Source organism: Isoptericola sp. MSGPD8_1_ISO-PGPR-S23-394, from assembly GCF_058072785.1.
In genome coordinates, this window is sequence record NZ_CM176517.1 from 3,001,131 (window position 1) to 3,021,154 (window position 20,024).

The window sequence follows — 20,024 nt, forward strand, 5'->3', positions numbered from 1 at the left end:
TCACAGGGGTCACAGGGGTCACAGCGGTCACTGGGCCATCTCCTCTCCCGCAGCGGACCGGCTCGCCGCGGCTCCGCCGTCGGACATCCCGGCGGGCGCTCCCCCCGGCAGCCCGAACTGCTGGAACGCGATCCGCCGCTCGACGGCGTAGGGCTCCCGGCCGGTGATCTTCGCCAGCACCACGGAGTTGCGCCACGGCCCGAACCCGAGGTCGGGGGCGGTGACGCCGTGGGAGTGCTCCTCGCCGTTGAGCGTGTGGATCCGCCCGTCGACGGACACCGCGTAGTCGCGCGTCGGGTCGAAGCGACCCCGCTCGTCGAGGCGCAGCCGGTCGCGCACCGGGTCGAGCAGCCCGGGCACACCGGCGGCGTACCCCGTGGCGGCGACGACGGCGCGGGTGCGGTGCTCCGCCGTCGTGCCGAGCTGTGCGTGCCGCAGGGTGAGCACGTACTCAGTCCCGCCGTCGACCGCCTCCGCGCGGGCGTCGACCACCTCCGTGTCGGTGAGCAGGGTGGTGGGGACCTGACGGCCGAGCGCCGTGCGGCGGTACAGCGTGTCGTAGATGTCGTCGACCAGGTCGGCGCTGATGCCCTTGTAGAGGTTGCGCTGCTCCCGGCCGACCAGGTCGCGCAGCTCCGGCGGCAGCCCGTGGAAGTGGTCGGTGTACTCCGGGGAGGTCATCTCCAGGGTGAGCTTGGTGTACTCCATGGGGAAGAACCGCGGCGAACGCGTCACCCAGTCCAGCCGGTAGTCGCCGGCGTCCTCCAGCAGGTCGCGGTAGACCTCGGCGGCCGACTGGCCGGAGCCCACCACCGTCACCGCCCCGCTCGCCCGCAGGGCCTCACGGTGCGTCAGGTAGTCGGCGGTGTGGACCACCGGGCCCGCGCCGGCCGGGGCGTCCTGCGCCAGGGCGGCGAGCGGACCGGGCAGACGCGGGGTGGTACCCACGCCGAGCACGACGTGCCGGGCCCGGTACTGCTCACGGTGCGTGCCGGCGTCGTCGGTGCGCTCCGCCGTCACGACGTAGTCGTCGGTGGCGGCGTCGTGCTCGACCGCGACGACGCGCCGCCCCCACCGCAGCGTGTCCAGGCGGGCCGCGACCCACCGGCAGTACTCGTCGTACTCCGCGCGCAGCGGGTAGAACGACTCGCGCACGTAGAACGGGTAGAGCCGCCCCGTGTCCTTGAGGAAGGCGAGGAACGAGTACGGCGAGGTGGGGTCCGCCATCGTCACCAGGTCCGCGAGGAACGGCACCTGGATGGTCGCGCCCTCGATCATCATGCCGGGGTGCCAGCGGAACTCGGCGGCCTGGTCCAGGAACACCGCCTCCACGTCCGCCAGCGGGTCCGCGAGCGCGGCCAGCCCCAGGTTGAACGGTCCGATGCCGATGCCGACGACGTCGTAGGTCCTCATCGCTGCTCCCCCGTCGCGAGGCGGGCGTCCGCGCGGTCCAGGTGGGGGTGCACGTCCCGGCACGGCGGCGCGTCGTCCATCAGGGCCTGGCCGGCGAGGATCCCGTGCGCGGCGTCCCGCACGAGGCCCAGGACCCGGCGGACGTCGGCCAGGGTCACGGTCGGGTTGAGCAGGGTGAGCTTGAGGCACGGGCGCCCGTCGACGACCGTGCGCGCCACGCTCGCCCGGCCCGAGTCGAAAAGCACCCGACGCACCCGGGCCACGAGCGCGTCGGACTGCGCGGCCGTGACACCCTCGGGCTGGTAGCGGAATAGCACGGTGGACAGGTCCGTCGGGGAGACGACGTGCAGCTCGGGGTCGCCGGCCAGGTCGCGGTGCACGGCCGCAGCGAGGTCGCACACCGCGTCGACCATCTCGCCGATGCCGTCGGCGCCGACCGCGCGCAGCGTCGCCCACAGCTTGAGGGCGTCGAAGCGGCGGGTGGTCTGCAACGACCGGTCGACCTGGTTGATCTCCTCGGCGCCGTCGGCCTCCGAGGCCGGGTTGAGGTAGTCCGCGTACCAGGCGGTGCGGGCCAGGTCCGCGGGATCGCGCACGAGGACCGCGCTCGCCGAGACCGGCTGGAAGAACGTCTTGTGGAAGTCGACGGTGACGCTGCGGGCGCGCTCGATCCCGTCGAGCAGGTGCCGGCGCGCACGCGACAGGAGCAGCCCTCCCCCGTAGGCGGCGTCGACGTGCAGCCAGGCACCGGTGGCGTCGGCGAGGTCGGCGATCGCGCCGAGGGGGTCGACGAGGCCGCGGTCCGTCGTGCCGGCCGTGGCGACCACCGCCATGACGACGTCGCCGGCCCGCTCCGTGGTGGCGAGCGCGGCGGCCAGGGCGCCCGGGTCCATCCGGCCGTCGTCGTCGGTGCCCACCGTCACGACCGCGTCGTCGGACAGCCCGAGGATCATCGCGGACTTCGCCACGGAGAAGTGGCTGCTGCCCGTGGTCAGGATGCGCAGCCGGTCCTGGAGGCCGTGGCGGGCGACCCCGCGCAGCCGGGAACCGTCCGGGCCGGTGAGGGCACGCTCGCGGGCGGCCAGCAGGGCGTGCAGGTTCGACTGGGTGCCGCCGGAGGTGAAGACGCCGTCTCCTCCGTGGAACCCGATCCGCGCGTTGGTCCAGCCGACCAGCCGGCGTTCCATGAGGGTGGCGACGGTCGACTGGTCGTAGGTGTCGACGGAGGTGTTGATCGCTGCCAGCATCGCCTCGGCCGCGACGGCGGGGATCGCCACCGGGCAGTTGAGGTGGGCCGCGTAGGCGGGGTCGTGGAACCAGACGGCGTGCGTGGCGTAGAGCTCGGCGGTCTCCCGCAGCGCCTCGTCGGTCCCGGCGCCAGCACCGTCCAGGTCGACGGCGTCGACGAGTGCGGCGAGCTCGGGACGGCTGGTCCCGCTCCAGGGCTGCTCGACGGTGGCGAGGCGGGCGGCGACGTCGTCGACGACGCGGTGGGTGGCGCGGGCGTAGGCGTGCGCCGAGGCACCGTGAAGCAGCATGTCCGTGCTGGTCAGCGTGGTCTCGGGCGGAGTGGTGGTCACGTCCGTGTGCTCCTCGCGGGAGTGGGTGAGATGGGCAGGCTTGCCTAACTTAGCCTCACCTAAGCCTCGGGTCCAGACGGGTCAGCATCCGAGACCGACGACACCCCTGCGGGTGCACGACACGCTGTCGGGCGCGACCGGGTCGCGGCGTGTCGTGCACCCGCAGGGGCGTGGGGCTATCTCACCGTCGGGGTCGGCAGGTAGACCTCGCCACCGGCGGCGCGGAACTCGGCGGACTTCTCCGCCATGCCGGCCTCGGCCTCGGCCACCACTCGCTGCTGGGCGCCCGCGTCGCCGAACTCGTCGCGGATGTCCTGCGAGATGCGCATCGAGCAGAACTTGGGTCCGCACATGGAGCAGAAGTGCGCCGTCTTGGCCGCCTCCGCCGGCAGCGTCTCGTCGTGGTAAGACTCGGCCAGCTCCGGGTCCAGAGACAGGTTGAACTGGTCGCGCCACCGGAACTCGAACCGGGCCTTGCTCAGCGCGTCGTCCCGCTCGGTCGCCCCCGGGTGGCCCTTGGCGACGTCCGCGGCGTGCGCGGCGATCTTGTAGGTCACGACGCCGGTGCGCACGTCGTCGCGGTTCGGCAGCCCCAGGTGCTCCTTGGGCGTGACGTAGCAGAGCATCGCCGTGCCGTACCGGGCGATCTCCGTGGCACCGATGGCGGAGGTGATGTGGTCGTACCCCGGGGCGATGTCCGTCACCAGCGGCCCCAGGGTGTAGAACGGGGCGCCGTCGCACAGCTCCTGCTGACGCTCGACGTTCTCGCGCACCAGGTGCAGCGGCACGTGCCCGGGACCCTCGACCATGACCTGCACGTCGTGCTGCCATGCCCGCTTGGTGAGCTCGGCCAGGGTGTCGAGCTCGGCGAACTGGGCCTCGTCGTTCGCGTCCGCGATCGACCCGGGCCGCAGGCCGTCCCCGAGGGAGAACGCGACGTCGTACCGCGCGAAGATCTCGCACAGCTCGTCGTAGTGGGTGTACAGGAAGTTCTCCTGATGGTGGGCCAGGCACCAGCCGGCCATGATCGACCCGCCGCGCGAGACGATGCCGGTCACCCGGTTCGCGGTGAGCGGCACGTAGCGCAGCAGCACCCCGGCGTGCACCGTCATGTAGTCGACGCCCTGCTCGCACTGCTCGATCACCGTGTCGCGGTAGATCTCCCAGGTGAGGCGCGAGGCGTCCCCGTCGACCTTCTCGAGGGCCTGGTAGATCGGCACCGTCCCGATCGGCACGGGCGCGTTGCGCAGCAGCCACTCGCGCGTGGTGTGGATGTCGTCACCCGTGGACAGGTCCATGACCGTGTCCGCGCCCCACTTCGTGGCCCACTGCAGCTTCTCCACCTCCTCGGCGATCGAGGAGTGGACGGCCGAGTTGCCGATGTTGGCGTTGACCTTCACCGTGAACGCCCGCCCGATGATCATCGGCTCTGACTCGGGGTGGTTGACGTTGTTCGGGATGATCGCGCGGCCCGCCGCGACCTCGGAGCGCACCAGCTCGACGTCGACCCCCTCGCGGATCGCGACGAAGCGCATCTCCGGGGTGATCTCGCCCCGGCGGGCGTAGTGCATTTGCGTGATGGTGCGGCCGTCGAGGCCGCGGCGCGGACGACGACGCTCGCCCCGCCACTCGGCCGAGGCGGCTCCGCGCCGGGCGGCCCCCCGGCCGTCGTCGGCCAGGGACCGCTCGCGGCCCGTGTACTCCTCGGTGTCCTCCCGCGCGGCGATCCACGCCGTGCGCAGGCCCGGGATCCCCTCGGTGGGGTCACCCCCCGGGCCGTCGGTGCGGTAGATCCGCACCGGAGGGTTGGCCGACCCGTCAGGGGCGTCGGCCAGGGTGATCTCGGTGACCGGGACCACGATCCCGGTCTCGGTGTCGCGCTCGAAGGCGAGCGCGCGCGACGGTGCGTCGTGCGACATGTGTACTCCATCTTCCTACGCCGGCATGACCCGGTCAGGTTCAACGGTCCGGGCCGCGTCAGCCCGATCTCAGCCCCTGCGTGAGGCTCCCGTGGGATCACCCGCAACGTAGCACGCACGCCCCCCACCTCGCTGTGGGTATGAAATCTACGGACTCAAGGGATGCGGATCCGTAGATTTCAAACCCACAGCGTCGGGGGTCAGGGACGACGACGGCGGAGCCCGCCGACCTGCAACGGGTTGGCACCGGCGGCGGCCAGGAGGTACCAGGACGTGGCGCCGGTGTGCTGCACCTGGAAGTAGCCGAATCCGAACCCGGTGTCGACGAGGCTCGTGGCGGCCACGACACCGGAGCGCTCCGGCAGCGCGTCCCCTCCCACCGTCTGCCCGCCACCGAGCAGGTCCTGCGTCCGGCGGACCTCGGCCAGCAGCCGTTCGGCCCGGGCGGCGTCACGACGCCCGCGCCCGCGGTCGGCCAGCGCGCAGGCGAGCTGCGCCGTGCCCTCCAGCCAGACGGCGTCCGGGTGCGCCTGGACGCCCTCGTACGAGGCCGTCGTGGTCAGGCTCGCGCTAGAGAACGTCACGCCGGAGATCGCGGTCCCCTCGGGGAGCTGCGAGCTCCCGGCACCCGCGACGTCGCGGGCGGCGAGGTCCGAGGCCGCCCAGTCGACGGCACGGCCGTACCGGTTCGCCCGCAGCGCGAGCCAGCCCCAGGTCGCAGGGTCCAGGGGCAGCGGGTCGGTGTTGATCTCCTCGCCGTCGTTCGTCCCGGTGTAGAAGTAGCCGCCACGCCGGTCCCACATGCGGTCGACGAACTCGCGGGCGTGACGCTCCGCCCGGCGCCAGCGCCGGCCGCCGGCCAGCGCGTCGAGCTGGCGGAAGAACGCCACGCAGTCGACGTTGTGCTCGGTCGAGCCGTTGGGGATCGGGGCGTTGCCGCCGTCGACCCCGAAGGAGAACCCGCCGAGCGTGCGCTCCGACCAGGTGTTGTCGAGGATCCACTCGCCGATCCGCACCGCGGCGTCCCGATAGCGCCGGTCGCCGGTCGCCTCGTAGGTGTGCAGCAGGGCGATGCCAGGCCAGGCCATGTCTCCGACCGCGGTCCCGAGGAACCCGAACTGCCAGCCGATGTTCGCGGTGCCGTCGGGCAGCTCGAGCCCGTAGGCCTGTGCGGAGCCGTCGTAGAACGTGTACGGGCCGGCGTTGTAGCCCTGGCGCAGGCGTCCGTCGTCGTGGGCCGGGTCGTGCTCCTGGGCGAAGACGAGGCCGTCGGCCAGGGTGGTGGCCCGCTCCACGTGCCCCCCGGCGAGCGAGGCGCAGATCATCAGGGCGACGTCGTAGACGAAGGCGGTCGAGAAGAGCCCGAGCTGGTCGGCGTAGGACTGGGCCAGGCGGGGCCCGGTGTCGACCTCGGGGTACGCGTCGGTCATCACGCCGAGGAACTCGTGGGCGCGCCGCACGGATCCGGCGGACCCCCCGGCGTGGCCAGGCCAGGGGCGACCCGCTCCGGTGTGCCCGGCGGCCCACGCCTCGGCGCCGGTGGCGAGCGTGAGGGCCCCGGCGGCGCCCGCGACGAGCACGCCGCGGCGCGAGACGCCTGCCGGGCGGGCGGACGGGTCGGTGGCGATCTCGGCGGCAGGGGTGAGGACGCGTCTGGGCATGAGCATCTCCTTCGATGTCCGCGCCCCCACCGTTGGGGACGCACCTCGAAGGTTACTCGTGTCACTCGCCGCTGTGAAGGGACCACGCGTCGCGGCGCACGCCGCTGAGAGGAGGTCCGCTCAGGAGAGGCGGACGACGGCCTGGGCGCGGCCCAGCACCTTGGCGCCGTCGTGCACGACGGCGAGATCGACGCGGGCGGTACCGGCCTCCGCGTCCAAGGCGCCGACGGTGGCGGTCACCTCGACCACGGTGGCACCTCGTGCGGGCACGGGCACCGGCTTGGTGAAACGTGTGCCGTAGCGGACGATCGCACCCGGGTCGCCGGCCCAGTCCTCGACGACACCGATCACGGAGCCCATCGTGCACATGCCGTGGGCGATGACCCCGGGCAGGCCGACCTCGGTGGCGAAGGCCTCGTCCCAGTGAATGGGGTTGAAGTCGCCGCTGGCACCGGCGTAGCGGACGAGCGTGGCGCGGTCGAGCTCGATCGAACGGGTGGCGACGACGTCACCCACCGACAGCGCTGCCAGCTCCGGTCGCTGCGTGGTCATCAGGGCTCCTCCCCGCGGACGACGAGGCTCGACGTCACCGTGGCGACGTGCTCACCCGGGGTGGCGTCGTCAGGCCCGGAGGCGGCGTAGATCTCGCAGCGCGTGGTGACCATCGAGATGCTCGAGCGCTGGGTGACCGCGTCGACGTGCAGGACCGTCACGAGCTCGTCCCCAGCCACGACCGGCCGGTGGTGCTCGAACTTCTCGTCGGCGTGCACCACGCGCGAGAAGTCGATCCCGGCCGCCGGGTCCGCGACGTACTGGGACTCGGCCTGCTGGGCGACCACGACGGCGAACGTCGGCGACGCGACCAGGTCCGGATAGCCAAGACCCCGCGCCACCACGAGGTCGTGGTGCGCGGGGTGCTGGGAACCGACGGCGGCGGCGAACTCACGAATCTTCTCGCGGCCGACGGAGTACGGGGCGGTGGCCGGGTACTCGCGACCGGCGTAGGCAGGATCGGGGAGCGTGCTCGCCACGTCGGGGTCGTCCTACCGCTGGTTCAGCGGGTCTCGCGGTGCGCGGTGTGCTTGCCGCAACGCGGGCAGAACTTCGCCATCTCCAGGCGGTCCGGGTTGTTCCGGCGGTTCTTCTTCGTGATGTAGTTCCGCTCCTTGCAGTCCACGCAGGCCAGCGTGATCTTCGGGCGGACGTCCGCGCTCTTGGCAGCCATGGTGTGTCACCTCTCGCGCCCCCGGAAGGCGCAACGTGCGTCAAGGAACTGGGTGGTCCGACGCCGGCCGTCGAACCGTGTGTTGCCGTGTGGATGGTAGCGAGGGCGGGGCTCGAACCCGCGACCTCACGATTATGAGTCGTGCGCTCTGACCAGCTGAGCTACCCCGCCGCGCGTGACTCAGCGCGAGACCATCCACCCGTTGTCCGGGTGGTGGACCCGCGTCGTGTCACAGAGCCCCGAAAGGGAATCGAACCCTTGACCTTCTCCTTACCATGGAGATGCTCTACCGACTGAGCTATCGGGGCGCGGAGAGAACACTACACGGCCACCACGGTCCCGACGAAATCCGGACCCCGATGCCGCACGTGCACCCTCCCCGGGTGCCGGAGGAACCTCACCGAGATGAGAACCGCTCCGTGCGGTGGCAGGTGAGGGATTCGAACCCCCGAAGTCGATGACGGCTGATTTACAGTCAGCTCCCTTTGGCCGCTCGGGCAACCTGCCGAGCAAGGCCGCGGACGGCCTTGCGGAGACAACCATAGCGGCCCGACGCCCGCGGCGGAAATCCGTCCGCCGTGGCCCTGGTCACCCCACGGCATATCCTGCGCTGGTGACGCACACCCCCACCCCGACACCGGCCCGCGGTGGCCTCCCTCTCGGGCTGGGGGCGTACCTCCTGTGGGGCGCCATGCCCCTGTACTTCCCGCTCCTCGAACCCGCCGGCTCGCTGGAGATCATCGCCCACCGGGTCGTGTGGTCCCTCGTCTTCTGCCTCGCGCTGCTCGCCGGGACGCGCACGCTGACCCGTTACACGGCCGTCTTCCGGCAGCCCCGCACGCTCGGCGTCCTCGCCGTCGCGTCCGTCCTCATCGTGGCCAACTGGGTCACGTACGTCTACGCCGTCCTGAGCGACCACGTCCTGGACGCGGCGCTGGGCTACTACATCAACCCCCTGGTGACGGTGCTGCTCGGTGTCGTCGCCCTGCGTGAGCGCCTGCGACCCGCCCAGTGGATCGCGCTCGGCTTCGGCGCCGCCGCCGTCGTGGTCATCTCCACGGGGGTCGGCGGGCTGCCCTGGATCTCCCTGGTGCTGGCGTTCTCGTTCGGCTCCTACTCGCTGATGAAGAACCGGGCCGGGCGGTCGGTGGACGCCCTGCCCGGGCTGGCCGTCGAGACCACCGTCGCGGCACCCTTCGCCCTCGCCTACCTCGGCTGGTTGACGGCGACCGGGGTCTCCACGTTCGGCCAGGACGGCGTCGGCCACGCCCTGCTGCTGATGTCCGCCGGCATCGTCACCGGTGTGCCGCTGCTGCTGTTCGGCGCCGCCGCCCGGCGCCTGCCGCTGTCGGTGGTCGGGATGCTGCAGTACCTCACCCCGACCCTGCAGTTCCTCGTCGGGCTGCTCGTGTTCGGCGAGCACATGTCCCCCACCCGCTGGATCGGGTTCGGGCTCGTGTGGGTCGCCCTGGTCGTGCTCACCGTGGACGGCACGCAGGCGGCCCGTGCCACACGTCTGGCCGCCGCCGCGGGTGCGGCGACGGCCAGACGGGAGGATTGACCGGCGGGGCCGGGCAGGGACAGCCGGGTCAGCCCGCCGTCCCCTCCCAGTCACCGTTGAGGTTGAGGTTCTGGTCGACGGTCGCGACGAGGTCCTGCGTGACGACGTCGGTCGCACCGGAGAGCTGGACGAGGGACGGGATGCCGTTGCCGTCGACGAGCGCCCAGACCACCGCCACGTACTGCTGGCCGTCGGAGGTGTAGGTGTACGAGGTGTTCGCTCGCCCGTCCTCGTCACGCAGCGTCGTCACGGGCGCGTAGTTCTCGTCCGTGACGCCCTGGCCCTCGACCTGGCTGATGAACCAGTCGACCGCCTCCTCGGCCGGCATCTCCGCTCCCCCGGGCATGAACCCGATGCGGGCCGCGACCCCGCCACTGTCGTTCGAGAGCTGGTGGACGTAGGACCAGCCGTCGGCGTCACCGAGCGGTTCCCAGCTCGCGGGGATGCGCGCGGCGACGTGCTCGGCGTGGACGGTCGCCAGCTCGGTGGTGGACGCCGGCTCGTCGGCCGCGTCGGTCTCCGTGGTCTGCTCCTCGGCATCCGTGCCGGCGTCGGACTCGTCCGAGGCGGCGGTCTCCGACGCCTCGGCGTCCTCACCGACCGGCTCGATCTCGCCGACCTCGAACGAGCAGGCGGCCAGCGACGGGGCCAGGACCAGCGCGGTGAGCGCGGCCGCCAGCCGACGGCGGTTCCTGATGCGATTCATGTGATTCCTCTGTCGTGGGTGGAGCTACTTCTCGACCATCCGGGCACCGAACCAGTCGAACCGCGGCCGCCAGCCGTGGTTGCGCAGCACGGTGAAGACCGGGACCTTCGCGTCGGACGGCCGGATCGAGACCACACCCTCCCACGATGTGCGGGGGCCGCCCGCACCCGCGACGGTGACCTGTCCGTCCGCGCCCTCGACGATGGTCAGGTTGCGCTGACCCGACGTCTTGCCGCGGTGCCAGGTCCAGCTCGCGTCGGCGGCGACGCCACCGGGCCCGACAGCGGCCCGCGCGTCGGCCTTGCCCGAGTACTCGGTGAACCTGTACTGCGACCGGGCGGGGTCCAGGTCGACCTCCATCCGCCAGTGGTGGGCGACCTTCCCCGCCACGAAGAGCGTCTGCCAACGCATCTCCTCCACCTTCCACCGCACCTCGACCCGGACGCCCTCGGCGGTCCTCGTCGCCTCGATGAGATAGGGAAGGCCCTCGGAGTTCATCCCGACGAGGTCGGCGACGACGCCGTCCACGCCTGTCGCCGCACCAGGCGCGACGACGGGCGCCTCGGGCACGTCGGCACGCTCACGCGCGGCCGCGCTCTGCAGACCGCGGCGCAGCGTCCACATGCCCCGGACGAAGACGATCACTCCGGCGACGACGATGGCGGCGACGCCCAGGACGAGGCGGTCGTTCAGGAGGGCCAGCACACCGAGGGCGATCAGCACGATGCCGACCACGAAGACGACCTGCCTGCTGACGACGGCGACCCGCGCCGTGCGGTCCGACGACTCGCCGCCCGTCACCGGTCCACCACCGCGAAGCTGTCCTGGATGGCACGGATCGTCGGCCACACCTCGGTCGCCTGCTGGCCCGCGCAGGTCCCGGTGATCTCCACGACGTCGCGGACGCCGTCGTGCTCGACCACCGCGATCCGCAGAGCCTGCGCGATCGTGCCGGTCTGCTCCGTGGTCCACGCGCCCTCGACCCTGGCGGCCGGGAGTCCCGCGAGGGTCGTCCTCGCCCGGCCGACCTCCTCGTAGCCAGGGCTGGCAGCGAGCTTGTCCACGGCCTGCTGGACGACCTCCTCGAACGTCTGCTGCGGCTGCAGGCGCTGCATGACGACGATCACGTTCGGCCGGAACTCGCCAGCCGGGCGTTCCTGGGTGATCGCCATCTGCGCCGGGGGGACCGCCTGCGCGGACCAGCCCTCCGGGCAGTCCATCGTCACGTGGGGGAAGGCGGGGAAGTCCTCGCTGGGATAGGAGACGGTGCTCATGGTTCCATCCAATCAGTCGGTGCCACAGACGGTCACCACCATCCGCCGGTGATGCCGTCGACGAAGTCCCCTCCGACATCGGTGATCGCGTCCACCGTGTCGGCCGGCGACCAGTCGAACGAGACGTCGAAGCCGGCGCCGATGCCCAGTGCCGCGCCGAGCTCGAGGTCGACGGCGACGCTGTCGAGCCCGACGTTGACGTCGGCGTTCGCCGTCACGCCGACGCCCGCGTAGCCCGTCACCCCCGCCTCGGCCGTGACACCTGCGGCGGTGACCGAGCCCTCCGCGGAGGCCTCCGCACCCGCGAAGGCGTCGAAGCCGGCGCCGACACCGAGCCCGTGCGGGCCGACGGACACGCCACCCGTCGCCTCGGCCCGGGCACCCACGAAGGCCTCGGCCGAGCCTTGGGCGCCCAGATGGTCGCCGTAGCCGACCTCGCCGCTCGCGCTCGCACCCGCTCCGGCGTTCACGCCGACCGTCCCCTCGGCGACGATCCCGTTCTCGGAGGCGGTGACAGATCCGGAGGCGTCGTACCCGGCACCCGCCGACACCCCGGACTCGCCGGAACCGTGGGCGCCGTCCTCGGTGCCGAACTCGCCGTCGACGCCCTGCTCGTAGCCCGCGAAGCCTCCGGTCTCGCCTTCGACGAACGTGTGGTGGATGTCGCCGCGCTCGACGGGGGTCGCGGCATCCTGCCCGTTCTGGCTCGGAGTGAAGTTGCCCTGGTCGTCGAACGTGCCGTGCGCCTCGCTGTGGTGGGCCGGCAGGGTCCCTGGAGCCGCGTCCCGGTGGACGCTCTGGTCGAGCGGGTCGTTCGGGTCCGGCTGGTGCGTCGGGTCCGCACCGGGCGTCGGCAGCGGGTTCCCGCCGTCGTCCCCGGCAGCGTCGCCCGCGCCGCCTCCTCCACCGCCTCCGCCGCCTCCGGCGGAACCACCCGACCCGCCGGGCCCGCCGGCCGTGCCGGTGTAGTCGTCGGACGTGCCCTGCTGGTCGTCGGCGTTCTCCCGGACCTTCGACGCGACGTCGCGCAGCAGGTCGGCCGTGGACCGGAGCTGGACGACGTGGGTGTCGCCCCACTCGGCGCGGAAGCCGTCGCCGTCCGGACCTTCCCAGCCGTCCGGCCCGGGGATCGCCCCCTCCACCGTCAGCACGACGGTGTCCAGGGTGTCACCGCCCTCCGCGATCTTGTCAGCGAGCAGGCGCAGCGCCTCGATGTCGGCGCCGTACATCCCTCCGCTCACAGCTCCTCCTCATGCCCCCGTCACGCATCGCGCCCGGGACCATCCTCTGACTTCTGCTGTCGCCACCGGCGAGGGGTGCGGCACCGCCGGCACCGCACCCCTCGCACGCCCCCGCGGGAGCGCCGTCCGCGCCCCCTGCGGGGCGCACCTCACGCTCAGTACGCGTTGGAGGTGTCCTCCTGCTGCGAGGCGTTCGTGTCCGCCGTCGTGGCGTACCCGTCCAGCGCCGCCGCGATCTCGTTCAGCTTCGCCGCGTGCGTCCCGTCCCACTCCTCCTGGAACTGCACCGCGTCCGGACCGTTCCACTCCGTCTGCGACATCTGGTTCGTCACCGTCGTCACCGTCGTGCGCACGACCTCCGCCTGGTCCCGCAGGACCCCGGCCAGGCTCCGGACCGCCTCGACATCAAGACCGAAGACGTTGCCACCCTCTGCGACCATGCCATGCTCCTTCGTTCAGGGCTGCCCCACGGACAACCAGCTCTTCGCTTCGACACCACGCACTCAACCAGAGCCCGCGGCGGCAAGGAATGGGGAGCGCTCCCCATCCCGGCGTCACCCCGGCAGGGCGACGTGGATCTTGGCGGCCCGGCCGGCCGTGAGGAGGAACCCGCGCCCGGGCGGGAAGTCCTTGCGCCGCATGCGGCCGAGCCCGGTGTTCATCAGGACGTCGCCGTCCGTGTCGCCCGGCGTGAGCAGGATGCCGTTGCGGCCGGACTTGAACGGCCCCGCGAGAGTGAAGGCCTTCGCCCACGTGGAGGTCTCGGCCTCCCCGACGACGAGCTGCTCGCGGCGGACGGCGAGCTTGACGAACGCCTCCAGGGGCTTCTCCGCCGGCGTGCCCGTCATCTCGGTGTAGTTCTCGACCATGACGGTCAGCCCGCCCGGCGCGAACCGGTCCTCCTGCAGGCCCGCCGTGAGCTCCTTGAGCAGCTCCACGACGTCCTCCGGGTCGGTCGCCTGCTGGTCCCACAGGTCCAGGGCGCCGAGGCTCGAACGCCGCGAGGACAGGTACACGAGCCGGGTGCGGCCCGCGCGCCGCAGCGTCGTGGCGAGGGTGACGAACGCCGTCGTGCGCCCGGAGCCCGGCGGACCCGCGAGCATGAACGGCGAGCGCAAGGGCAGGCCGACAGGTGCGAGGTCGATGTCGCGCAGACCGATGGTGGCGTGCTCGCCGACGAACGGCGGCAGCGTGTCGAGCGTGAAGCTGTCGGGCAGCCGCGCCACCCCGGGCGCCCGCGGCGTACCCATCCGCCGCATCGTCTGCTCGAGCCGGGCGAGCTCTCGGGACTGCACGGCCCCGTTCGACTCCCCGCCCAGGACGGCGATCTGCGCCTCCTGGCCGTACATGATCGCGCGACCTGGCGGCGAGGCGGGCGACAGCACGTCCCGGGGGACGTTGAGCATGAGGTAGTCGTCCTCGCGGGCGAGCCGGTGCACGATGCGCTTCTGCACGGTCGAGGTCAACGACGGCGGGACCGACACGGCCCGGTCGCCCGTCATGACGAGGTGGATGCCGACCGGACGCCCGTCGGTGGCGAGCTGCGTGCACGCCCCGAAGATGGAGAACCCGCGCGCCGAGGACACCTCGTAGGAGTCCCGGAAGCTCCCGATGCCGTCCACCATCACGATGATGCGCGGCTCGTCCGGACGGTCCGCGATGCGCCGGTACTCGTCGATCGTGCTCGCGCGCACCTCCGCGTAGCGCGCGGAGCGCTCGTCGAGCAGCCCGGTCAGCCGCCGCAGGAGCCGGGTGATCCGCTCCTCGTCGTCGCCGGAGATGATCGCACCCACGTGCGGCAGGTTCTCGAGCATCGACAGACCGCCGGAGCCGCAGTCGATGCCGTAGACCTGCGTGGGACCACCACGCGCCGTCAGTCCCGCCGAGACGGCGATCGTGCGCAGCGTCGTGCTCTTGCCGGTGCCGCCCGCGCCGTAGACCGCGAGGTTGCCGTCGGCGTCCGGCTCGTAGTGCACGGTCGGCTGGGCCTGGGCGTGCGGATCGTCCAGGACGCCCAGCAGCAGCCGGGAGTCGGTGCGGGGGTTGGGCAGCAGGGCGAGGTCGTAGGTCGCCGCCAGCTCCTCCAGCCACGGCTTGCGCGGCGCCGGGACCCCGGCGCTCGAGGCCGCCTGCCGGATCGTGGCGACCATCCGCGCGATGTCGTTCGGCCCCGGGTCGCCGGCCTCGGGGCGCTCGGGGGCCGGCATCTCCCACCGGCGGCCGGTCCCGAAGTCCATCTCCTCGACCTCGACCTGGGTGGGCTCCGGCTCGTCGCGCGTCCAGCCACCGGCGTACCCGGTCTGGAACGTCGTGATCCGGCCGGGACCGGTCTTCGCCGCCCCGCGCCCCGGGACCGACGGCGAGAAGTGGGCGGCCATCTCGTCGCCGAGCACGTCCTTGGAGTCCGACTCGTCGGCCATGCGCAGCGCGATCCGCAGGTTCGTGTTCGCCCGCAGGTTGTCCTTGATGACGCCGGCGGGGCGCTGGGTCGCGAGGATCAGGTGCAGACCCAGCGACCGCCCGCGCTGGGCGACGTCGACGACGCCGTCGACGAACTCCGGGACCTCGCCCACGAGCGCCGCGAACTCGTCGACGACGATGATCAGGCTCGGGGGCGCCTCCGGGTCACCGGTCCGTTCCAGGGACGCGAGGTCCTTGGCCTTCTTGCGGTTGAGCAGGTGCTCGCGGTAGTGCAGCTCGGCGCGCAGCGAGGACAGCGCACGCCGCACCAGGTGCGGCGAGAGGTCGGTGACCAGGCCGACCGTGTGGGGCAGGTCCACGCAGTCCGCGAAGGCCGCGCCGCCCTTGTAGTCGACGAACAGGAAGGTCACGCGGTCCGGGCTGTGCGCGGCGGCCATGCCGAGGACCCACGACTGCAGGAACTCCGACTTGCCCGCACCGGTGGTCCCGCCCACCAGCGCGTGGGGGCCCTGCGTGCGCAGGTCCAGGTAGAACTCCTCCACCCCGTTGTGCCCGACCAGCGCGCGCAGGTCGGTCGGGCTCTTGCGGCGCACCGGTGGCGACCCGTCCCGCGGCGTGAGCGACAGGTTCTCCCGCCACCGGTCGACCACCCCGGCGGCGTCCGACCCCAGGTCGGTGCCGACGAGCGCCAGGTAGGACACGGCGCGCGGCAGGTCGGACTCGTCGTCCACCGGGGCGCCGACGTCCACCACCGGGGACAGGATGCGGGCGACCTCCGCAGCGGTCGCCAGGTCCGCCGTCTCGCAGGTCACCGGGTAGGTGAGGCGGCCGTAGTGCACCTCGCCGGTCATCCCGTTCTCGTCGCGCGACTGCGGGTCGAGCAGCACGAAGGTGCGGCACGCCGCCGGGAGCTGCTCGACCGTCGGCGCGACCCACACGACGTGCACGTTCGCCGCCGGACCCCGCTCGGCGAGCCGGACGAGGCGCGAACGGTCCAGCGGGGCGTCGTCCTCCACGAGGACGACGACGGCGGGCAGCACGGGCTTCGGGGGACGCTCCTCGCGGTCCTTCTGGGCGTCACGCTCCCCCTCGATCGGGGGCGGGCCGTCGAGCACGACGCCCCGCGACTCGATGAGCCCCTCGAGGCGGGCGAGCAGCGACGCTCCTCGCCCGGGGTCGCCCGCGAGGTGGTCCGAGGCGCCGAGCGGGCTGTGCGGCGAACCCGTGTGGGGCACCCACTGCAACCACTCCCAGTCCTCGCGCGAGCGGTGCGACGTGAGCGCCGCGACGACCATCTCGGAGGGCGAGTGCAGGGCGACGAGCTGCAGGAGAGCAGCCCGGGCGACGGACTCGACCACACCGCTGGGCCCGGCCAGCCCGAGGCTCCCGCCGTACCGCAGGGCGGCGACGGTGGGGACGTCGTCGATGACCGAGCAGCGCTCCTGCAGGTCCAGGACCATGTCCCAGTGCTCGGGGATCGCCTCGTTCTCCCGGGGCTCAGCGAACTCCGTGCGCGCCGGGGCGCTGCCGGTCCCCAGCCGCAGGGTCAGGAAGCCCCGGTGCTCCGGTCGGTGCGTCCACATCAGCCCGCCGAGCCGGCGCACCGCGTCGATCGCCTCGCCCAGCGCGGGCGCCTCGGCACGCCGGACGGCCCGCTCCACGGCGTGCGTCTTGGTGATCCGTTCGCGGGTGGCGGCGACGGACTCCTCGAACTGCCGCGAGGCCTCGGCGAACTCCTTCTTCGCGTTGTGCTTGCGGTCCAGGTACATCGCGACCATGATCATCGGGCTCATGAACATGAAGACGAGCATCCGCGGGTTCTGGAAGATGGCCCACAGCGCCAGCCCCATGAGGGCCGGGACCATCATCGGCAGCCAGGGGAGCCCGCGCGGCGTCTTCGGGCGCGGCGGCTTGGGAGCCGCGATCTTGACGTCGCCGAAGCGTGCCACCACGCGCGGCGACCGGTTGAACTCGACGACCGGGCTGGTCGGCGCCAGGCTCGACGACCGGTGCAGGCTCACCACGGACACGACGCTGCCACCCAGGGCGACGGTGTCCGACGACGTCAGCGCGGACCGGGTCATGCGCTGCCCGCCCATCACGAGCCCGTTCGCCGAGTCCAGGTCGTGGATCTCGACCTGCTCGCCCACGATGATCCGCGCGTGCCGCTTCGAGACCTGCGGGTCCTGCAGGCGCACGTCCATGTCACGGTCGCGCCCGAGGTAGGACGTGCCGACCGGCAGGTGGAACTCCCGCCCCGCGTCGGGCCCCTCCAGCACGCGCAGGACGGCGACGGCCGCACCGCGCTCCTGGCCCGGGTGGACGAACTGCTCCGAGACCCGCACGATCGACACCGCCGAGCCGGACCGCAGCCCGGCCTGCACGAGGTCGCTGGTGGGGGTCAGGACACGTCCGGCGGTGACGCTGCGCTGGGCGGAGCTGTCGCCCAGGACCTGCAGGGTGAGGTTGTCCGGCGCGGCGGCACCGTGGCGCGTCGGGTCGGCGGAGTACAGCACCTCGGCGACGTCGCGGACGGTCGCCGTGGCGTCGGCGGTGACGGCGACGTTCACGGCGGACTCGTCGGGCCGGCTCAGGGTCAGCTTGATGCGCACGTCAGACGGAGTCCTTCAGGTCGAGGAGGGGCAGGTCGTCCTGGGTCACGAGGCGCGAGGTGACCGCGTGCTCCACGAGCCGCGCCCGGCGGTTGGTCGCCGCCCCGCCGGGACCGCCGCGCAGCCCCTTGACGCCGAGGCGGTCGAGCTTGTCGCAGACGTTGTCGAGCTTGCGGTTGAACCGGGTGGTCGCCCACCCCAGCCGCCGTGCGGCGTCGGCGCTGGACGGGATCTCGCTGAGCCCGGTCCCCTCGCGGCGCAGCATCGGCTCGGAGAGCGCGACGATGAGCTGCTTCTGGCTGGTGGTGAACTGGACCGCCCCGATCGTGGTGTCCCCGGTGGCGGGCTCCTCGGCACTGACCTCGGCGTAGGGGGCGTCGGTGAGGGTGGCGGTCAGCTCGTAGGTGGTGGGCCCGGCGGTGAAGACGACCGACGTCGTGGGGAACACGACCGGCAGCCGGTTCCCCGGGGGCAGCCAGGACTGCACGCCGCCACGCTGGTCGCAGACGGTCGCCGCGACGGCGGACCCGATGTTGCTCAGCCACCAGATGCCGTCCTCCCGCGCGAACCGGAGGAAGCGGCGGTGCAGGTAGAGGTTGTCGTCGATCGCGAGGTCGCCCTCGCGCCCCACGTCGAAGGGCTCGCCGGGCTGAGGGTGGAACCACTCGCCGCAGAACTCGATCGCCAGCTCGCTCATCTCTCCCCCGTCCTCGCCCTCACGCCTCGTCGGACCCGACGCACACCTGCTCGGCCTGCGCGGACCGCTTGCCGTCCCGGACGACGACGACCTCCACGCAGACCTCCTGCGACGGGTCGGCAGGGACCTGCACGGTCGTCTCGTCCGTCTCCTCGAACCTCGACTCCGAGGTGAGGGACAGCTGCCGCCACCCGTAGACGTCGCCCTCCGCCGTCTCGCGCGGCGGCTCCCAGGTGACCACGACCTCGTCGCCGCTGACCTGCGCGTCCAGCTCCTGGACCGGCGGGACGTACCCACCGACGGCCTCCACCGGGTTCGCGGCGGTCGGTTCGGCGCCGGGGTCGGGTTCCTCCGCGTCGCCCGCCCCGCCGACCAGCCACCAGGCGAGGACGCCGACGGCCAGCAGCCCGACCGCCCCGCCAGCCAGGGGCCACCAGGACCGGGATGCCGTCTTGGCGTCGTCGCCCTCGTCCGGGGCGTCCGACGACGGCGCGGGGGCACGGTGCACCGTCTCGTCCACGGGAGGCCCGGCCCACGGCGCGGAGCCGTGCACGGTGGGCACACCGCCCGGTCCGGCGCCCGGGACGACGTCGGCGCTGCCGGAGGCGACGGGCACGGGTCGCGCCTCGGGTCGCCGCGGCGCCGGTCCACCGCCGTGCGGCACGGGCGGACCGCCGACGAGTGGCACGTCGGGGCCGGCGGCCGACCCGGCCGAGGCGGCGCTCCCCGCGGATCCCGACGACCCGGCCGACGGCGCCTGGCCGGGGTCGATCGCGGTGATCCGGTTCATGCGCGTGCCGTCCGCGGCGTCGTCGTCCTCGGCGTGCACCCCGCCGGACTCGTCGAGGATGTCGATCGGCGTCATGTCACGGGCCAGCTCCACCTGGACCTGCTGCACCGCACGAGCGAAGGCGAGCGCCGTCGGGTACCGCGAGGCGGGCTGCTTGGCCATCGCGATCCGGAGCACACGCTCCAGGGAGTCGGGCACGTCCCCGCGGCCGGTGCCGGGCAGCGGCGCCGTGGCGATCCGGCTCATGAGGTCCGCCGACGCGTTCGACCCGCCGGGCACCTCGAAGGGGGTCCGGCCGGCGAGCAGGGTGTAGCAGGTGGCGCCCAGGGCCCACACGTCGGTCGCGATGCCGCTGACCGGCGGGTCGCCGAACGACTCGGGCGGCGACCACGGGATGGACATGCCCTCGGCGACCGAGGCGGAGTCCACGGTGGACGAGATGCCGAAGTCGGTCAGCACGGGGTGACCGAACTGCGTGACCAGGATGTTCGCGGGCTTGATGTCCCGGTGCAGGATCCCGAGCCGGTGCGCGGTCTCGACCGCGCCGGCGATCTGGATCGTCGTCCGCATGGCCTCGGCCACGGAGAACCGTTCGCGGCGGTAGCGCGACCCGAGGTTCGGCCGGGAGCAGTGCTCCATCGCGAGGTACGGCCGGTTGTCCGGCGTCACCCCGGCCTCGAACATCGTGACGATCGAGGGGTGGTTGCCGAGCGTGGCCATGAGGTCGGCCTCGGCGTCGAAGGCGGCCCGCTGCGTGTCGCTCGACCATTCCTTGAGCAGGACCTTCACGGCGACCTGCCGACGCGGCCGGCGCTGCTCGTACAGGAAGACGTCGGAGAACCCGCCGGAGCCGATGAGCTGGCGGAACTCGTAGCCGGGGATCTCGGGGGGCGCGGACGGCGCGCGCTTGCTGCTCATCAGCGC

The 20,024-nt window shown here is 72.7% G+C and carries 16 protein-coding genes, 3 tRNA genes and 1 riboswitch; of the genes, 1 reads left to right on the forward strand and 18 read right to left on the reverse strand.

All coding sequences use genetic code 11. The features are described 5' to 3' along the window. Nucleotides 1-27: 27 nt before the first annotated feature. The 10 genes from AC3RJ8_RS13810 to AC3RJ8_RS13855 all read right to left on the reverse strand — a co-directional run bounded on the left by AC3RJ8_RS13810 (nt 28) and on the right by AC3RJ8_RS13855 (nt 8,305). The gene (locus AC3RJ8_RS13810) at nt 28-1,413 is read right to left on the reverse strand and encodes a lysine N(6)-hydroxylase/L-ornithine N(5)-oxygenase family protein (protein WP_489713147.1); all 1,386 of its coding nucleotides are present in this window, start codon (nt 1,411-1,413) and stop codon (nt 28-30) included. After that, nucleotides 1,410-2,951 carry a pyridoxal phosphate-dependent decarboxylase family protein gene (locus AC3RJ8_RS13815; protein WP_489715643.1) on the reverse strand — a complete coding sequence of 514 codons (1,542 nt, stop codon included), beginning with the start codon at nt 2,949-2,951 and terminating at the stop codon, nt 1,410-1,412. Before AC3RJ8_RS13815 ends, AC3RJ8_RS13810 begins: the two co-directional genes overlap by 4 nt. Nucleotides 2,952-3,169: 218 nt before the next feature. Continuing rightward, nucleotides 3,170-4,912 carry a phosphomethylpyrimidine synthase ThiC gene (gene thiC, locus AC3RJ8_RS13820; RefSeq protein WP_489713148.1) on the reverse strand — a complete coding sequence of 581 codons (1,743 nt, stop codon included), beginning with the start codon at nt 4,910-4,912 and terminating at the stop codon, nt 3,170-3,172. Further along, nucleotides 4,908-5,013: riboswitch (TPP riboswitch) on the reverse strand. (Overlaps the previous gene by 5 nt.) 99 nt (nt 5,014-5,112) lie before the next feature. Beyond that, nucleotides 5,113-6,573 (reverse strand): Tat pathway signal sequence domain protein, encoded by a 1,461-nt coding sequence (locus AC3RJ8_RS13825; RefSeq protein ID WP_489713149.1) that lies wholly within the window; start codon nt 6,571-6,573, stop codon nt 5,113-5,115. A gap of 120 nt (nt 6,574-6,693) precedes the next feature. Then, nucleotides 6,694-7,125 (reverse strand): MaoC family dehydratase, encoded by a 432-nt coding sequence (locus tag AC3RJ8_RS13830; RefSeq protein ID WP_489713150.1) that lies wholly within the window; start codon nt 7,123-7,125, stop codon nt 6,694-6,696. After that, complete coding sequence (locus tag AC3RJ8_RS13835; RefSeq protein ID WP_489713151.1) at nt 7,125-7,604, reverse strand: FAS1-like dehydratase domain-containing protein; 480 nt, start codon at nt 7,602-7,604, stop codon at nt 7,125-7,127. The genes AC3RJ8_RS13830 and AC3RJ8_RS13835 overlap by 1 nt, the downstream gene beginning before the upstream one ends. A 23-nt stretch (nt 7,605-7,627) precedes the next feature. Continuing rightward, nucleotides 7,628-7,798 (reverse strand): 50S ribosomal protein L33, encoded by a 171-nt coding sequence (gene rpmG, locus AC3RJ8_RS13840; RefSeq protein ID WP_171247884.1) that lies wholly within the window; start codon nt 7,796-7,798, stop codon nt 7,628-7,630. 94 nt (nt 7,799-7,892) lie between these two features. After that, nucleotides 7,893-7,969, reverse strand: a tRNA-Met gene (locus AC3RJ8_RS13845). A gap of 64 nt (nt 7,970-8,033) precedes the next feature. Beyond that, nucleotides 8,034-8,106: transfer RNA gene (locus tag AC3RJ8_RS13850), tRNA-Thr, on the reverse strand. Nucleotides 8,107-8,223: 117 nt separating this feature from the next. Next, a tRNA-Tyr gene (locus tag AC3RJ8_RS13855) sits at nt 8,224-8,305 on the reverse strand. Between the two features lie 106 nt (nt 8,306-8,411). Between AC3RJ8_RS13855 and rarD the strand changes: the two genes are divergently transcribed. After that, the gene (gene rarD, locus AC3RJ8_RS13860; protein ID WP_489713152.1) at nt 8,412-9,359 is read left to right on the forward strand and encodes an EamA family transporter RarD; all 948 of its coding nucleotides are present in this window, start codon (nt 8,412-8,414) and stop codon (nt 9,357-9,359) included. 28 nt (nt 9,360-9,387) lie between these two features. Here rarD and AC3RJ8_RS13865 read toward each other — a convergent pair whose 3' ends face one another. The 8 genes from AC3RJ8_RS13865 to AC3RJ8_RS13900 all read right to left on the reverse strand — a co-directional run bounded on the left by AC3RJ8_RS13865 (nt 9,388) and on the right by AC3RJ8_RS13900 (nt 20,018). Then, on the reverse strand, nt 9,388-10,065 hold the full coding sequence (locus AC3RJ8_RS13865) for a hypothetical protein (RefSeq protein WP_489713153.1): 678 nt from the start codon (nt 10,063-10,065) through the stop codon (nt 9,388-9,390). A 24-nt stretch (nt 10,066-10,089) separates the two neighbouring features. Continuing rightward, nucleotides 10,090-10,866, reverse strand: coding sequence for a hypothetical protein (locus tag AC3RJ8_RS13870; protein WP_489713154.1), 777 nt, complete (start codon nt 10,864-10,866; stop codon nt 10,090-10,092). Then, on the reverse strand, nt 10,863-11,339 hold the full coding sequence (locus tag AC3RJ8_RS13875) for an LpqN/LpqT family lipoprotein (protein WP_489713155.1): 477 nt from the start codon (nt 11,337-11,339) through the stop codon (nt 10,863-10,865). The genes AC3RJ8_RS13870 and AC3RJ8_RS13875 overlap by 4 nt, the downstream gene beginning before the upstream one ends. A 32-nt stretch (nt 11,340-11,371) precedes the next feature. Next, on the reverse strand, nt 11,372-12,580 hold the full coding sequence (locus AC3RJ8_RS13880; RefSeq protein ID WP_489713156.1) for a hypothetical protein: 1,209 nt from the start codon (nt 12,578-12,580) through the stop codon (nt 11,372-11,374). 155 nt (nt 12,581-12,735) lie between these two features. After that, complete coding sequence (locus AC3RJ8_RS13885) at nt 12,736-13,020, reverse strand: hypothetical protein (protein ID WP_407319011.1); 285 nt, start codon at nt 13,018-13,020, stop codon at nt 12,736-12,738. Between the two features lie 114 nt (nt 13,021-13,134). Further along, a complete protein-coding gene (locus AC3RJ8_RS13890) occupies nt 13,135-17,613 on the reverse strand; it encodes a type VII secretion EssC family protein (protein ID WP_489713157.1) in 4,479 nt (1,492 codons plus the stop codon). Between the two features lies 1 nt (nt 17,614). Next, nucleotides 17,615-18,310: a hypothetical protein gene (locus AC3RJ8_RS13895; RefSeq protein ID WP_489713158.1), complete on the reverse strand. Its 696-nt coding sequence runs from the start codon at nt 18,308-18,310 to the stop codon at nt 17,615-17,617. A gap of 19 nt (nt 18,311-18,329) precedes the next feature. Next, on the reverse strand, nt 18,330-20,018 hold the full coding sequence (locus tag AC3RJ8_RS13900; RefSeq protein WP_489713159.1) for a serine/threonine-protein kinase: 1,689 nt from the start codon (nt 20,016-20,018) through the stop codon (nt 18,330-18,332). Nucleotides 20,019-20,024: the final 6 nt, after the last annotated feature.

What these genes read in the sequence shown, in the direction of transcription:
- AC3RJ8_RS13810 (WP_489713147.1), bottom strand. Translation starts at nt 1,413, where the DNA reads ATGAGGACCTACGACGTCGTCGGCATCGGCATCGGACCGTTCAACCTG.
- AC3RJ8_RS13815 (WP_489715643.1), bottom strand. Translation starts at nt 2,951, where the DNA reads ATGCTGCTTCACGGTGCCTCGGCGCACGCCTACGCCCGCGCCACCCAC.
- thiC (WP_489713148.1), bottom strand. Translation starts at nt 4,912, where the DNA reads ATGTCGCACGACGCACCGTCGCGCGCGCTCGCCTTCGAGCGCGACACC.
- AC3RJ8_RS13825 (WP_489713149.1), bottom strand. Translation starts at nt 6,573, where the DNA reads ATGCCCAGACGCGTCCTCACCCCTGCCGCCGAGATCGCCACCGACCCG.
- AC3RJ8_RS13830 (WP_489713150.1), bottom strand. Translation starts at nt 7,125, where the DNA reads ATGACCACGCAGCGACCGGAGCTGGCAGCGCTGTCGGTGGGTGACGTC.
- rpmG (WP_171247884.1), bottom strand. Translation starts at nt 7,798, where the DNA reads ATGGCTGCCAAGAGCGCGGACGTCCGCCCGAAGATCACGCTGGCCTGC.
- AC3RJ8_RS13865 (WP_489713153.1), bottom strand. Translation starts at nt 10,065, where the DNA reads ATGAATCGCATCAGGAACCGCCGTCGGCTGGCGGCCGCGCTCACCGCG.
- AC3RJ8_RS13875 (WP_489713155.1), bottom strand. Translation starts at nt 11,339, where the DNA reads ATGAGCACCGTCTCCTATCCCAGCGAGGACTTCCCCGCCTTCCCCCAC.
- AC3RJ8_RS13885 (WP_407319011.1), bottom strand. Translation starts at nt 13,020, where the DNA reads ATGGTCGCAGAGGGTGGCAACGTCTTCGGTCTTGATGTCGAGGCGGTC.
- AC3RJ8_RS13895 (WP_489713158.1), bottom strand. Translation starts at nt 18,310, where the DNA reads ATGAGCGAGCTGGCGATCGAGTTCTGCGGCGAGTGGTTCCACCCTCAG.
- AC3RJ8_RS13900 (WP_489713159.1), bottom strand. Translation starts at nt 20,018, where the DNA reads ATGAGCAGCAAGCGCGCGCCGTCCGCGCCCCCCGAGATCCCCGGCTAC.